This window comes from Comamonas sp. F1-6, from assembly GCF_039581415.1.
In the GTDB taxonomy this organism is placed as follows: domain Bacteria; phylum Pseudomonadota; class Gammaproteobacteria; order Burkholderiales; family Burkholderiaceae_C; genus Comamonas; species Comamonas thiooxydans.
The window spans coordinates 13,333-27,223 of the sequence record NZ_JBCPWN010000023.1; the positions used below are offsets into that span (position 1 = coordinate 13,333).

Annotated in this window: 13 protein-coding genes; 4 read left to right on the forward strand and 9 right to left on the reverse strand. The window is 62.9% G+C overall.

All coding sequences use genetic code 11. The features are described from left to right. Positions 1-33: 33 nt before the first annotated feature. On the reverse strand, positions 34-327 hold the full coding sequence (locus AAIL66_RS19815) for a hypothetical protein (protein WP_034355560.1): 294 nt from the start codon (positions 325-327) through the stop codon (positions 34-36). A 210-nt stretch (positions 328-537) separates the two neighbouring features. Here AAIL66_RS19815 and alaS point away from each other — a divergent pair, with 210 nt between their 5' ends. Next, positions 538-3,162, forward strand: a complete 2,625-nt coding sequence (alaS, locus tag AAIL66_RS19820; RefSeq protein ID WP_343497550.1) for an alanine--tRNA ligase — start codon at positions 538-540, stop codon at positions 3,160-3,162. A gap of 245 nt (positions 3,163-3,407) precedes the next feature. On the opposite strand, the gene trmB is transcribed toward alaS, so the two are convergent. The 4 genes from trmB to AAIL66_RS19840 form a co-directional block, all read right to left on the reverse strand. Beyond that, on the reverse strand, positions 3,408-4,142 hold the full coding sequence (gene trmB, locus AAIL66_RS19825) for a tRNA (guanosine(46)-N7)-methyltransferase TrmB (RefSeq protein ID WP_003074922.1): 735 nt from the start codon (positions 4,140-4,142) through the stop codon (positions 3,408-3,410). 29 nt (positions 4,143-4,171) lie between these two features. Beyond that, complete coding sequence (gene gluQRS / locus AAIL66_RS19830; RefSeq protein ID WP_343497551.1) at positions 4,172-5,230, reverse strand: tRNA glutamyl-Q(34) synthetase GluQRS; 1,059 nt, start codon at positions 5,228-5,230, stop codon at positions 4,172-4,174. 41 nt (positions 5,231-5,271) lie between these two features. Further along, positions 5,272-6,387, reverse strand: coding sequence for an FAD-dependent oxidoreductase (locus tag AAIL66_RS19835; protein WP_034379415.1), 1,116 nt, complete (start codon positions 6,385-6,387; stop codon positions 5,272-5,274). A 130-nt stretch (positions 6,388-6,517) separates the two neighbouring features. Then, positions 6,518-7,456: a LysR family transcriptional regulator gene (locus AAIL66_RS19840; RefSeq protein WP_343497552.1), complete on the reverse strand. Its 939-nt coding sequence runs from the start codon at positions 7,454-7,456 to the stop codon at positions 6,518-6,520. Between the two features lie 121 nt (positions 7,457-7,577). Between AAIL66_RS19840 and AAIL66_RS19845 the strand changes: the two genes are divergently transcribed. From AAIL66_RS19845 to AAIL66_RS19855, 3 genes are all read left to right on the forward strand, one after another. After that, positions 7,578-8,279, forward strand: a complete 702-nt coding sequence (locus tag AAIL66_RS19845; RefSeq protein ID WP_003064881.1) for a pirin family protein — start codon at positions 7,578-7,580, stop codon at positions 8,277-8,279. 69 nt (positions 8,280-8,348) lie between these two features. Continuing rightward, the gene (locus AAIL66_RS19850; RefSeq protein WP_012838442.1) at positions 8,349-8,756 is read left to right on the forward strand and encodes a DoxX family protein; all 408 of its coding nucleotides are present in this window, start codon (positions 8,349-8,351) and stop codon (positions 8,754-8,756) included. A 169-nt stretch (positions 8,757-8,925) separates the two neighbouring features. Next, complete coding sequence (locus tag AAIL66_RS19855) at positions 8,926-9,480, forward strand: flavodoxin family protein (RefSeq protein ID WP_034355547.1); 555 nt, start codon at positions 8,926-8,928, stop codon at positions 9,478-9,480. Positions 9,481-9,629: 149 nt separating this feature from the next. Here the strand turns inward: AAIL66_RS19855 and AAIL66_RS19860 are convergent, their stop codons facing one another. From AAIL66_RS19860 to AAIL66_RS19875, 4 genes are read right to left on the reverse strand one after another with little or no spacing between them, the layout of a single operon-like run. Then, on the reverse strand, positions 9,630-10,415 hold the full coding sequence (locus AAIL66_RS19860; protein WP_343497553.1) for a sulfurtransferase: 786 nt from the start codon (positions 10,413-10,415) through the stop codon (positions 9,630-9,632). Positions 10,416-10,465: 50 nt separating this feature from the next. Further along, positions 10,466-11,272: a MinD/ParA family protein gene (locus AAIL66_RS19865; RefSeq protein ID WP_034355541.1), complete on the reverse strand. Its 807-nt coding sequence runs from the start codon at positions 11,270-11,272 to the stop codon at positions 10,466-10,468. A gap of 49 nt (positions 11,273-11,321) precedes the next feature. Further along, entirely contained in the window at positions 11,322-12,116 is a 795-nt protein-coding gene (locus AAIL66_RS19870) for a GGDEF domain-containing protein (RefSeq protein WP_051517656.1), read from the reverse strand. Between the two features lie 40 nt (positions 12,117-12,156). Further along, positions 12,157-13,872 carry a SulP family inorganic anion transporter gene (locus AAIL66_RS19875; RefSeq protein WP_034355603.1) on the reverse strand — a complete coding sequence of 572 codons (1,716 nt, stop codon included), beginning with the start codon at positions 13,870-13,872 and terminating at the stop codon, positions 12,157-12,159. Positions 13,873-13,891 lie beyond the last annotated feature (19 nt).

Genomic DNA, 13,891 nt, shown 5'->3' on the forward strand with positions numbered 1-13,891 from the left:
CGCCTGCCCCGGGCTTGCCGCGTCGCGGCTGCCTCAAGGGTTTTCGCCGTAGCGGGTCTTGAAATCGAACTCCAGGCGTTCGCAGTCCTGAGGGGCTTTGAACTCCTGGGTCTTGCGCTCGGCCTCGGGCTTGGCCGTCTGTTTCCAGCAGATCTTGATGGTTTCTGCCTCCGTCCAGCGCTGCTTGCTGAGCGGATCGTCCATGAACTGGCCGATGAGCATGAGCGCGCCAAAGATGATCACGGGCAGGGCGATGAGCCAGACGACCAGGCGGTTTTTGGCGGGGGCAGCGGGCTTGGAGGTCTCGGTTTGGGGTGTATCGCTCATAGTGGTTGCCGATTATCCGCAAGCCGATGATGAAGACATTAATGCAACGCATGAAAATTCATGATCGCTGTTATCGGCACAAGGCCGCGCGGGTATGTAGCCGCAAACCTATAATGTTCGGCTGATTTGCCTGTCTGCGCAGCTCCTGAAAAAGCAGCGCCGGGCCGTACTGATCGCAGGCGTCATGCAGGCGTCTTCATACCAAACACCATGAGTACACCCACTTTTTCCGTTGCGGACATCCGCAAGACGTTCCTGGATTTCTACGCTTCCAAGGGCCACACGGTTGTCGCGTCCAGCTCGCTGGTTCCCGGCAACGATCCGACGCTGATGTTCACCAACTCCGGCATGGTGCAGTTCAAGGACGTGTTCCTGGGCACGGACAAGCGCCCCTACAACCGCGCAACTTCGGTGCAGGCCTGCCTGCGCGCCGGCGGCAAGCACAACGACCTGGAAAACGTGGGCTACACCGCGCGCCACCACACGTTCTTCGAAATGCTGGGCAACTGGTCCTTCGGCGACTACTTCAAGAAGGAGTCCATCGAGTGGGGCTGGGAGCTGCTGACCAAGGTCTTCGGCCTGCCCGCCGAGAAGCTGCTGGCCACGGTCTATCACGAAGACGACGAGGCCTATGACATCTGGAAGAACGTCATCGGCCTGCCTGCCGAGCGCATCATCCGCATCGGCGACAACAAGGGCGGCAAGTACAAGAGCGACAATTTCTGGATGATGGCCGACACCGGCCCCTGCGGCCCCTGCTCGGAAATCTTCTACGACCACGGCGAGCACATTGCCGGCGGGCCTCCCGGCTCGCCTGACGAAGATGGCGACCGCTTCATCGAGATCTGGAACCACGTGTTCATGCAGTTCGACATGAAGGAAGACGGCTCCGTGGTGAAGCTGCCCGCGCCTTGCGTGGACACCGGCATGGGCCTGGAGCGCCTGGCTGCCATCCTGCAGCATGTGCACAGCAACTACGAGATCGACCTGTTCCAGGCATTGATCAAGGCTGCCGGCCGCGAAACCCGCACCGAAGATCTGAGCACTCCCTCGCTGAAGGTGATTGCCGACCATATCCGCGCCACTTCCTTCCTGGTGTCCGACGGCGTGATTCCTTCCAACGAAGGTCGTGGTTATGTGCAGCGCCGCATCATCCGCCGCGCCATCCGTCACGGCTACAAGCTGGGCCAGAAGACTCCCTTCTTCCACAAGCTGGTGGCCGACCTGGTGGTGCAGATGGGCGATGCCTATCCCAAGCTCAAGGAGCAGGAAGCGCATATCACCAGCGTGCTCAAGGCCGAGGAAGAGCGTTTCTTCGAGACCCTGGCCAACGGCATGGAAATCCTGGACAGCGCTCTGGCCGGCGACGTCAAGGTGCTGCCCGGTGATGTGGCCTTCAAGCTGCATGACACCTACGGCTTCCCGCTGGACCTGTCCAACGACGTGGCGCGCGAGCGTGGCGTGACGGTGGACGAGGCCGGCTTCAATGCCGCCATGCAGCACCAGAAGGAAACGGCGCGCGCAGCCGGCAAGTTCAAGATGGATCGCGCGCTGGAATACACGGGGGATGCCAATGTGTTCACCGGCTACGACAAGCTGGCCGAGGCTGCCAGGATCGTCGCGCTGTACGCCGATGGCGTGAGCGTGAACGAGCTCCAGGCCGGCCAAAACGGTGTCGTGGTGCTGGACACGACCCCCTTCTACGCCGAATCCGGCGGCCAGGTAGGCGACCAGGGCGTGATTGCCGCAGGCGGCAACCGCTTTGCCGTGGAAGACACGCTCAAGATCAAGGCCGATGTATTCGGCCACCACGGCGTGCTGGAAGCCGGCAGCCTGAAGGTGGGCGATGCCGTTGAAGCACAGGTGGATACCGCCGTGCGCGCAGCGACCATGCGCAACCACTCGGTCACACACATCATGCACAAGGCCTTGCGCGAAGTGCTGGGCGGTCATGTGCAGCAAAAGGGCTCGCTGGTCAATGCCGAGCGCACCCGCTTCGACTTTGCGCACAACGCCCCGGTGACGGCCGAGCAGATCCGCGAGATCGAAGCCCGCGTGAATGCCGAGGTGCTGGCCAACACCGCCACCGACGCCCGCGTGATGGACATCGAAAGCGCCCAGAAGACCGGCGCCATGATGCTGTTCGGCGAGAAGTACGGTGAAACCGTGCGCGTGCTGGATATCGGCTCCAGCCGCGAGCTTTGCGGCGGCACTCACGTCAGCCGTACCGGCGACATCGGCCTGTTCAAGGTGGTGGGCGAATCCGGCGTGGCCGCTGGCGTGCGCCGTATCGAAGGCATTACCGGCGAGAACGCGCTGGCTTATCTGCAGTCGCTGGAGTCCACCGTGGACCAGGCCGCAGCCGCTTTCAAGGCACCTGCGGCCGAGCTGACCAACCGCATCGGCGGTGCGCTGGATCAGATCAAGGCACTGGAAAAGGAAATCGCTGCGCTCAAGGGCAAGCTGGCTTCCAGCCAGGGCGACGAGCTGGCCACGCAGGCAGCCGACGTCAATGGCGTCAAGGTGCTGGCAGCCAAGCTCGAAGGCGCCGATGCCAAGACCTTGCGCGACACCATGGACAAGCTCAAGGACAAGCTGGGCGCGGCCGTGATCGTGCTGGCTGCCGTGGACGGCGACAAGGTGCAGCTGGCTGCAGGCGTGACCAAGGCTGAAACTGCCAAGGTCAAGGCCGGCGAGCTGGTGAACTTTGTGGCCCAGCAAGTGGGCGGCAAGGGCGGTGGCAAGCCCGATATGGCCATGGCCGGCGGCACCGATGCCGCAGCCGTGCCCGCAGCGCTGGCCAGCGTGCAAGCCTGGGTGGCCGAGCGCCTCTGAGCCGAGCGCCTCTGAGCCGAGCGCCTGTAAGGCGAGCGTCAAAAGGCAGCCTAGGCTGCCTTGACCCAAAACAAAACGCTCCTCATTGAGGAGCGTTTTTTATGGTTTGGAGCGAAACCCTTGCGACTGGCGCAGACCAAGATCCGAGATGCCGAGCAAGAGCCGCCTCGCGGCGAAGGCATCGTCCCCCTTCCATAGCGCGAAGCGCGTAGAGAAAGGGGGAAGGCGCAGAGCGCCTCAGGGGGTTACTTCTTCCTGAACACCAGGTCCCAGACGCCATGACCGAGGCGAATGCCGCGGTTTTCGAATTTGGTCAGCGGACGGTAGTCGGGCTTTTCGGCGTAGTTCTCGGCCGTGTTCTGCAGCATGGGTTCTGCGTTCAGCACTTCCAGGATCTGCACCGCATAGGGTTCCCAGTCGGTGGCGCAGTGGATGTAGCCGCCGGGCTTGATGCGAGCAGCCAGCTTGGCGATCAGCGGGCTCTGGATCAGGCGGCGCTTGTTGTGCTTTTTCTTGTGCCAGGGGTCGGGGAAGAAGATGTGCACGCCATCGATCGAGGCTTCGGGCAGCATGTTGTCGATGACTTCCACGGCATCGTGCTGGAGGATGCGGATGTTCTCGATCTCCTGCTCGCCAATTCGCTTGAGCAGCGCGCCCACGCCGGGCTCGTGCACTTCGCAGCACAGGAAATTATCGTCGGGGCGCACGCGGGCGATATGGGCGGTGGCTTCACCCATGCCGAAGCCGATCTCCAGAATCAGCTTGCCGTCGCGGCCATAGGCGGCAGCGGCGTCCAGAGGAGCCTTCTGGTATTGCAGCAGGAAGCGCGGACCGAGTTCTTCAAAAGCCTTGGCCTGGCCCGTGGTGGTGCGGCCGGCGCGGCGTACATAGCTTTTGATGGTCTTGGGATAGGCCACGCCTTCGGGCGCCTGGCCTTGGGATGCTGCGGATGCGTCAGCGGCTGGCACGTTTTCGGCCATATCGGTGGTAGGTGTTGGATTTGAAGAAGTCACGGGGCGATATTGTAGGTTTGGCGCCAGCACCGGACCCAGAAGTCCAGCGCCAAAGGCAAGGCGCTTGCGGGGCTTTCGCTGCTGGAGGATGCGGCTGCGGGCGCTTGTGGCAGGCCGAGCTGCTGCGCCGCGCCAGACAGCACGGCCAGCGGCTGGCTGACATCCACGGCGGGTGCGCCATGCTGTTTGGAGAGCTTTTCTCCGTTTTCCATGCAGACCAGCGGCGTGTGCAGATAGCGCGGCTGGGTCAGGCCCAGGGCGTGTTGCAGCACGATCTGGCGAGGGGTGTTGTCGGCCAGGTCTTCGCCGCGCACCACATCGGTGATGCCTTGCTCGGCATCGTCGACGACCACGGCCAGCTGGTAGGCCCAGAGCCCGTCCGCTCGGCGCAGCACAAAGTCGCCCACGCTGGCGAGCAGGTTTTGCTGCAGGGCGCCCAGACGCTGGTCCTGCCAGTGCAGCATGGGGCGCTTGCTTTCCAGGCAAGAGTGCCCGATTGCTATGCTTTGCGTAGCTGCTTGCGCTTGTTGATAGAGTGTTTCGGGTTGATTCTCTTGTAAGTCATGTACCTGCTGCTCCAGCGCAAAGCGCCAGGCTCTGGCAGGCTTGCCTTGCAGGCCATGACGGCAGGTGCCGGGGTAGGGCCGCTCCACATGGCGCTCGTGAGTCAGCCCCTGTGCCAGCCAGGCGGCTTCGATGTCCTTGCGCGTGCAGCCGCAGGGGTAGGCCATTTTTTGCGCCTGCAGCTGTTGCAGCGCTTTTTCATAGAGTGCATGGCGCTGCGACTGCCAGACCACGGGGGCATCGGAGTGCAGGCCGCAGGCGGCCAGTTGGCGCAGGATTTCCTGGTCGGCACCAACCTGGCAGCGTGGCGGATCGATGTCTTCGATGCGAATCAGCCAGCGTCCGTGGTGGGCGCGTGCATCCAGCCAGCTGGCCAGTGCCGCGACCAGAGAGCCGGCATGCAGCGGCCCGGTGGGAGAGGGCGCAAAGCGCCCGATATATGGCCCCGTGCAGGGAGCGCTGGAGGAGGAACGGGAGAGGGCCGCAGTCATGAGGGACGCCATCTTACGCCCCTTGACTGCGCGCAGTTGGCTCAGGCCAGGGCCAGCCCCATTTCCAGACCCGAGACAAAAGCGTCTTCCACCCGCATGCCTATGCACCAGTCCCCGCACAGGCTCAGGCCGACCGAGGGATCGTGGCTGAACGGCCTGCCCAGGGGCGCCAGCGTCTGGGCATGCTGCCAGAGGTAGACGCTGGCATGGCGCGGCGCAACGCGGATGCCCGTGATCTCGCCGAAGGCCTTTTGCAGCTTGGCAAGCACGCGCGTGGCGTCGTCGTGGCGGTGCTCGTTGGACCACAGCGGGTTGGCATGAATCGTCCAGCGCTCGGTCTGGGCGCGGCCGGGTTTGGAGGACTCGCGGGCCACCCAGGCAACGCGCTCATGCGTGCTGCGTGCGGCATTCCACTGCGGGCCCAGTGTGGTCAGTCCGGCCTGCGCGGCCATGGGGTAGGACAGCGTCATGGCCCAGCAGGGGGCCATTTCCACAGGGGCCAGGGTCCTGGCCAGGGCCGCCCCCTGCGGTGCGGTCTGCAGCAGCTGCGCGGCCACGGGCGCCGGCACGGCCAGCACCACGGCATCGAAGTCGGCAGCAATCTGCGGGCCGTGGTCTTCGGTATCCAGCATCAGGGACCATTGGTGGCGGCTGTGGTTGCTGCCGCTGGCAATGTGGTGGCTCATGGCGCGCAGGGACTGGCCCAGATGCAGGCGTCCGGCATCCCATAGCGGCGCTGCCCAGGCCAGTGGCAGCGATTGCATATCGGGCATGCCGACCCAGTGGGTCTCGCGCACCGGCGTGTGCTTGTCGACTCTGCGGCCCTGGGCGTTGCGGGTCTGCACGCTGTTCAGGCTCCAGGCGCGCAGATTGCCGGGCGTGGTGTCCAGCACTTGCTGAAAGCGCGGGTCGCGTACGGTGAAGAACTGGGCCCCGATGTCAAAGCTGCCATAGGGGCCGCTGACCGAGCGCATGCGTCCGCCGGCCTGGGTCAGGCGCTCATAGACATGGACGTCGTGCCCGGCCTGCATCAGCGTGCGGGCACAGGCCAGACCTGCAATGCCCGCGCCGATGACGGCAATGCGCTTTGCACCGGTATGCGGGGAGGGGGAAGAAGCGGAGGCAGTTGCGGACGCGCGAGTGCGGGAAGCATTCATGAAAAAGCCTTTTCGACACCGTTTGAGTTCTAGCGTAGCAGCTATCCAAAAGATAGCAAGTGCTGCTTGTGCTGAATTGCAGCGCAACTCACTCTACACCTCCCGCGTGATGGCTGCGACGCGCAGCAGCTTATTGACGGTGATGGTTTTCCATAAGCGCCTTGCGCGTGGCGGGGCTTTCCAGTTGCGTCAGCCACCACTGGAGGGCACGTCCAGGCGTGCGGTGGGCGGGGCCGGGCCATGCATAGTGCAGGCGCAGATTGCGACTGGCGCGCTGCACCTGTCTTGTGACCAGCAGGCCGGCATCCAGATAGGCCTGCACCATGCCGCGTGGCAGAAAGCCGGCGCCAATGCCGCGTATCTGGGCCTCCAGCTTGGCCTGCATGCTGTCCACGGTGAGCACGTCCTGGCCGTTGACCAGGCCAAAGCTGGTGTTGGTGCGCACGCCGGAGTCGGCCACGGCCACCATGCGATGGCGCAGCAGCAACTCGTCGGACAGCGGCTCGTCGAGTCTGGCCAGAGGGTGGTGCGGCGCGACGGCGAAGACGAAATCAATCTCCCCGATTTCGCGCGTCTGCAGCTCTGAGACATTGCTGGTGTTGACCGCCACGCCAATGGCCAGATCGGCATGGCCGCTGGTCAGCACTTCCAGCGTGCCATTGAGAATGCCGTCACGCAGCTTGAGTGTCGTGGGCGGAGTCAGCGCATAAAAGGCTTCGACCAGCTCGAAGATGGGCGTGCTGGCCACGGCCCCGTCGATGACGATGGTCAGCTGCGGCTCCCAGCCCGTGGCCACGCGCTTGACGCGGTGCGCCACGGCATCGATCTCCTGCAGCAGGCGGGCGCCTTCGCGCAGCAGGGCCTGGCCGGCCTCCGTGGCCTGGGCATGGCGCGAGCTGCGGTCAAACAGCAGCACATCGAGCGCATCTTCGATCTGGCGCACGCGGTAGGTCAGCGCACTGGGCACCAGGCCCAGGGAGCGCGCAGCGGCGGCAAAGCTGCCGGTTTCGGCAATGGCCTGCAGCATGGCCAGGCTGTCGGGGGTGAGCACATCGCGGGAGCTGGGCATGGTGAGATTGATGATTCAAACAGTTTGAATGATGCCATCAACGCCGTTCAGCCACAGCCTGGCAGGTGACTTCTACAGTAGAGCCCATAGAGACAGTCACTTGAACGAAAGGAAGCACACCATGATGACTCTGCGCAAATCCCAGGAACGCGGCTACGCCGACCACGGCTGGCTCAAGTCCTATCACAGCTTTTCGTTTGCCGGTTACTACGACCCGCGCCATATGGGGTTCGGCAATCTGCGCGTGATCAACGAAGACCGGATTGCCCCCGGCACAGGCTTTGGCTCGCACGGCCACCGCGATATGGAAATCATCAGCTATGTGCTCGAAGGTGCGCTCTCGCACAAGGACAGCATGGGCAATGAAACTCCCATCCTGCCTGGAGAGGTGCAGCGCATGAGCGCGGGCTCCGGGGTGGTGCACAGCGAGCAGAACTATGCCAAGGAGCAGACCACGCACTTTCTGCAGATCTGGCTGCTGCCCGCACGGACGGGTATCGAGCCAGGCTATGCCCAGAAGACATTCAGCGAGGCGCAAAAGCGTGGACGTCTGTGTCTGGTGGCTTCACCTGACGGTGCCGAGGGCTCGGTTCCCATGAATGCCGATGCACGCTTGTATGCCGGTCTGTTCGATGCAGAAGAGGCTGCCGATGTGGCCCTGCCAGCCGGTCGCAAGACCTATGTGCACCTGGTGCGTGGCGAGCTGGACGTGAATGGACAAAAGCTGACAAGCGGCGACGCTGCACTTATTGAAAATGAGGAGCGCCTGCGCCTTGCCAATGGCCGGGCTGCGGAAGTTCTGGTGTTTGACCTGGAACCTTGAGTCTGACGATTTCAAGGCTTGTACTGATATGAACCAACGCGGCCCTGGGTCGCAATGACTGGAGTTTAAATGTTGAATCAATTGCGAAATCCTCTGGACCTGGTGGGCCGTGTGCTGATTGCCCTGCTGTTTCTGCCAGCAGGCATTCAGAAAATCAGTGGCTTTGCGGGCACCGTGGGTTATGCCGCATCGGCGGGCATGCCCATGCCTCAGGTAGCGGTGGCGGTGGGCCTGGTGATCGAGATCGTGGGCGGTCTGGCCATATTGCTGGGTTGGCACACGCGCTGCGCGGCCTTGATCCTGGGATTTTTCACGCTGATCGCCAGCTTCTTCTTCCATAACTTCTGGGGCGTGCCCGCAGAGGCCGCCATGATGCAGCAGTTGCTGTTCTGGAAGAACATCGCCGTGGTCGGGGGCCTGCTTGGCTACGCCGCCCATGGGGCAGGCGCCTGGAGCGTGGACGGCCGCAAAGGCTGAAGCATGAAGAGCACAAGCTGAAAGTGCGCAAGCGGTCATAGCTTTGATAAGCTAGCGCGCTCTCGCAAGACAAGGCCCGCCGGGTGTCAATCCGGCGGGCCTTTATTTGGTACAGATACAGGATGGCGCGGCGGATGGCCGCGCCGATGCAAGCAGGAAAGAAGAAATCATGAGCAATATCGTTGTGGTCTACCACTCCGGCTACGGCCATACCCAGCGCATGGCGCAATCCGTGGCCCAGGGCGCGGGCGCACAGTTGCTGGCCATCGACGCCGATGGCAATCTGCCCGAGGGCGGCTGGGAGCAGTTGGCCGCGGCCGATGCCATCGTCTTCGGCGCGCCGACTTATATGGCCGCTCCGAGCTGGCAATTCAAGAAATTTGCCGATGCCTCGTCCAAGGCCTGGTTTGCCCAAGCCTGGAAGGACAAGCTGTTTGCCGGCTTTACCAACAGCGCGAGCGTGCAGGGCGACAAGCAGGTCACGCTCGATTATTTCTACCACCTGGCCATGCAGCATGGCGGCGTGTGGGTGGGACTGGGCCTGCTGCCTTCGAATACCAAGGCCGCCCAGCGCAACGATGTGAACTGGATGGGCAGTTTCTGTGGTGCCATGGCGCAGTCACCCTCTGATTCATCGGCCGGCGAGATGGCCGGCGGTGATCTGGAAACCGCACGCCAGTTTGGCGAGCGCGTGGCCAAGGCTGCAGCACGCTGGGCCAGATAAGCGTTCGGCTAAGTTGGGTGCTATCCAATTCAAAGCGGCTAGCGATGGCCCTGCAGGGGTTTCAGAGATGAATGTTTCTGAAACTTAGCCTGAGCCAGCGCTAGCCGCTTAGTTTTTGATAGTGGCGTTGAGCGCCATCTTGGCGCTGCTTACTCCGCGTCCTGTTCCATCAGATGCTTTTTGATGGGGCGGGGGTGAACCAGCTCGGTGCGCGACAGATCGGTGCCCAACGAGTCGCGACCGTCAAAGACGAAGCAGCCGCCGTCGTAGAACTTGCCGTCGGTCTCCTCGAAATATTTGAGGATGCCGCCTTCGAGCTGGTAGACGTTTTCGATGCCTTCGTCCTGCATGAGGATGGCGGCCTTTTCGCAGCGGATACCGCCAGTGCAATAGCTGACGACGGTCTTGCCGGCGAATTCGTCCTTGTGCTGGCGCAGTGCGGGCGGGAATTCGGTGAACTTGCTCAGGCGCCAGTCGATTGTGCCGGCGAACGCACCTTCGTCCACTTCGTAGTCGTTGCGCGTGTCCAGCGTCACCACCTCGCGGCCCTCGTCGTCATGGCCTTGCTCCAGCCAGCGGCGCAGCGTGGCCGGGCTGACCGATGGCGCACGGCCATGGGCGGGTCGAATGGCGGGATGATCCATGCGGATGATCTCGTTCTTGACCTTGACCAGCATTTTGCGAAAGGGCACGGTCTCGGACCAGCTTTCCTTGGGAGCCAGGTCGGCAAAACGCGGGTCTTGCTTGAGCTGGTCCACAAAGCCGCGAACGGCCTGGGCAGGGCCGGCCAGGAAAAAGTTGATGCCTTCTTCGGCCAGCAGCACCGTGCCCTTGAGGCTCAGGTCATTTGCGCGCTCCAGCAGCGTCTGGCGCAGCTGGTCGGCGTCGGGCAGGGGCGTGAATTTGTAGCAGGAGATGTTGAGTATGTCGGCCACGTCGATATCCGGGGGCGGCCGCGCGGCTGCTGCATCGACGGTGATGCAGCTCAGACCGGGGCCGTCAGCTCTGCCTTGATTTTATTGGACAGCTGTGCCACTGCGAGGGATGCGGGTGCTCCGGGCATGGCCTGCAGCAGCAACTGGCGGCGCATCACGGCCTCGCGCACGGCGGAGTCGACCGGAATATCGCCCCAGTGGGTCAACTGCAGCGGCTGGCCGGACTCGGTGGTCACGAAGCGGTTGAGCACCTGCTGCAACTGGCCCGTGATGGCACGGCCATCGCCGGGGCGTTGCGCCTGGTTGATGACCAGACGGATCTGCTGGCGCTTTTGCTGCAGGGCCAGCACCTTGATGGCAGCGTAGGCATCGGTCAGCGAAGTGGGCTCGGGCGTGGCCACGACCAGCACTTCGGTTGCCAGAGAGACGGAGAACAGCACCACATCCGAGATGCCGGCACCGGTGTCGAGCAGGATGATGTCGTAGCGCGGGCGCAGCAACTCCACCGTGCGCATGAACTGGGAACGAATCTCGGGGGTCAGGCGCGAGTACTCGATCATGCCCGAGCCGGCCAGCAGCACGGAATAGCCGCCCGGCGTGGTCAGAATGGCATCTTCCAGCGTGGAGCGACCCGTGAACACATCGTGCAGCGTGACCTTGGGGTAGAGGTTGAGCACCACATCCAGATTGGCCAGGCCCAGGTCCGCGTCCAATACCAGCACGCTGAAGCCATGACGCGTCAGCGCAGCAGCCAGATTGGCCGAGACGAAAGTCTTGCCGACACCGCCTTTGCCGCTGGTGACGGCAATGATGTGGGCCTGCTTGTTGCGGCCAGGCGCCCGCAGGGCATCTTCCATGGATATATGAGCGGGCAAAGTAGGGTGAGGGGCCAAGGTGTCCATCGTCTCAAGGCGTTATGACCTGGCTTGCGGCGTCGGTGTTTACGTCTGGTGCTGTATTGTCAGAGACATTTTCCTCTAACGAAGCGGCAGGCAAAGGGCTGAAAAGCAGGCTTTTTTCCTCGGCACTCACCGTACTGTCGGGCGGATCCTCCACGCAGACGCAGTTGCGTCCCGCCGATTTGGCCAGGTAGAGCTGGCGATCGGCACGCTCGGTCCACAGTTGCGCCGTGCTGCGAATCCATTGCTGGGCGTAGACCCCGCCGATACTCACAGTGACCTTCAGCGACTGGCCCGAGGACAAAGCGATGGAGTTGCTTTCGATGGCCTGGCGCAGGCGCTCGGCAACCGCACGGCCCTGATGCGCAGGGCACACCGGAAGCACTATGGCGAATTCTTCACCACCGAAGCGCGCCAGGGTGTCCATGGGGCGAATGATTTCGGACAGGGTCTGTGCCACGGATTGCAACACCATATCGCCGGCGATATGACCGTGCTCGTCGTTGATCTGCTTGAAATGGTCGATGTCCAGCATCAGCAGCAGTGCGGTTTCTCCGGAGCGGGCCACGCGGTCGATTTCGCGCTCGATCACGGAGCGGAAATGGCGTCGGTTGGCCAGCCCCGTGAGGGGGTCGCGCAAAGACAGTGCGCACAAGCCATCAATGAGTGCTTGCAGGTAATGGGTGGGAGTGTCAGTGGGCAGACGGTTATCGCTACCGCCCGCGCGAGTCACCAGATTGTGTGCGGTGGCAAGGCGCAGATCGCGCAAAAACACGGATTGGTGGGGGGCGGATGAAGTCACGACAAACTATCAATGATGACCGTCAGTGTAGCAGCGACCCCTAGCTTTTTGTGGATGTAGGCTTTTCGTCAGCGTTGATCCGACTCAGTTCTGTGGGGAAATTGCCAAGCGTTCGCAGAAAGTCGGCATCCGTGCGATAGAGCCTGATGGGGCTGCCTTCCTTGTGCAGCAGTCCGGCGCGTTCCAGCCTTTGCTCGGCCGGCAACTTCAATCCCACCACGTGCAGCAGACCGCCGCGCAACGCGACCAGGCGTTCCAGTCGGGCAAAGGTTTCGACTCCGGTGATGTCTATGCTGTTGATGGACTGCATCAGCAGTGCCAGGTCTTTGGCCTGGGGCGTTTGCTGCAGTGCATCGGCCGCGTAGCGCTCAAGTGCCGTGGCCGTGGCAAAGTCCAGGTCTGCATCCATGCGCAGAGCCACGACTTCAGGTGCCAGGGGTGGCAATTGCCAAAGCAGACGGCTGCGCAGGCTGCCGTCGGGATGCTCGCCGACCTCGATGATGCGCGGGTGCAGATGGTGATAGAGGTAGTAAGCCTGGCTGAGCATGATGCCTGCGAACACACCCCAGTACATGCGCGGGGCGGTGACGATGGTCAGCACCAGCGTGGCGACGCTGATGCTGGCTTCGACCTTGGAGATCCTGAAAAGCTTGAGAATCGCGCTGGGCTTGACCAGGTTGAGCACGGCGGTGATCACGATGGCAGCCAGCGTTGCCTGGGGCACATGGTAGAGCCAGGGAATGAACCAGAGCACGACCACAACCACCAGCAAAATGGAAAAGACGTTGGCATAGCCGGTCCTGGCGCCTGCGAGCAGATTGACGGCAGAGCGTGAGAAAGATGCGCTGGTGGCAAAGCTGCCGAACAGGCCGGCGCTGATCTTGGACAGGCCCTGGGCGATCAAATCCTGGTTTTCGTTCCAGCGCGTGCCGGCCTGCTGATGTTCGACCTGGGCGCTGGACGCGGTTTCCAGAAAGCTGACCAGGGAGATGACCAGCACGGGCATGACGAGGGCGCCGAACTGCTCCCAGTCCAGCATGCCGGGCCATTGGAAGCTGGGCAGCCCCGCAGGCAGGTGGCCGATCACGGCTCCGCCCGCATCGGCGAAGCCCGTGAGCCAGCTGATGAACCCGCTCAGACCGATGATGAAAATGGCCGAGGGAAAAGCAGGACGCCATTTCTTGGCCAGCATCAGCAAGCCCATGCTGACCAGGCCGTAGGCGATGGACTGGATGCTGAACAGATAGATGGACGGCGAATGCCAGACGGTGGACCAGTCAGCGCGCATGCCCAGCAGGGTGGGCAGCTGCGAAGCCAGAATCAGCAGCGCAGCAGCCTGGGTAAAACCTGCCAGTACCGGCGAGGTGACCAGATTGAGCAGCCAACCCGCACGTACCACGCCCAGACTCCATTGAACCAGGCCCGACAGAATGGCCATCCATGCGGCGAGCACCACCCACTGGGCCGAGCCCGGTTCGGCCATGCCGGTCAGAGAGGCGCCGATCAGCAAGGCGCTCAGCGCCGTCGGCCCCACACCCAGGCGGGGCGACGGACTGAAGAGGATGGCCACCGCAGCAGGAATGATGGAGGCATAGATGCCGGTAATCAGCGGCATGCCCGCCAGCGCGGCGTAAGCCACGCCCTGGGGCAGCAACATCAGGCCCACGGTCAAGCCGGCCCAGAACTCACCGCGCAGCAGGCCGAAAGTCGGTTTGGGCCAATTAAGAAAGGGCAGCCATCGGGCCAGGGATTGCATGGAAGTCATGATTGCGGCG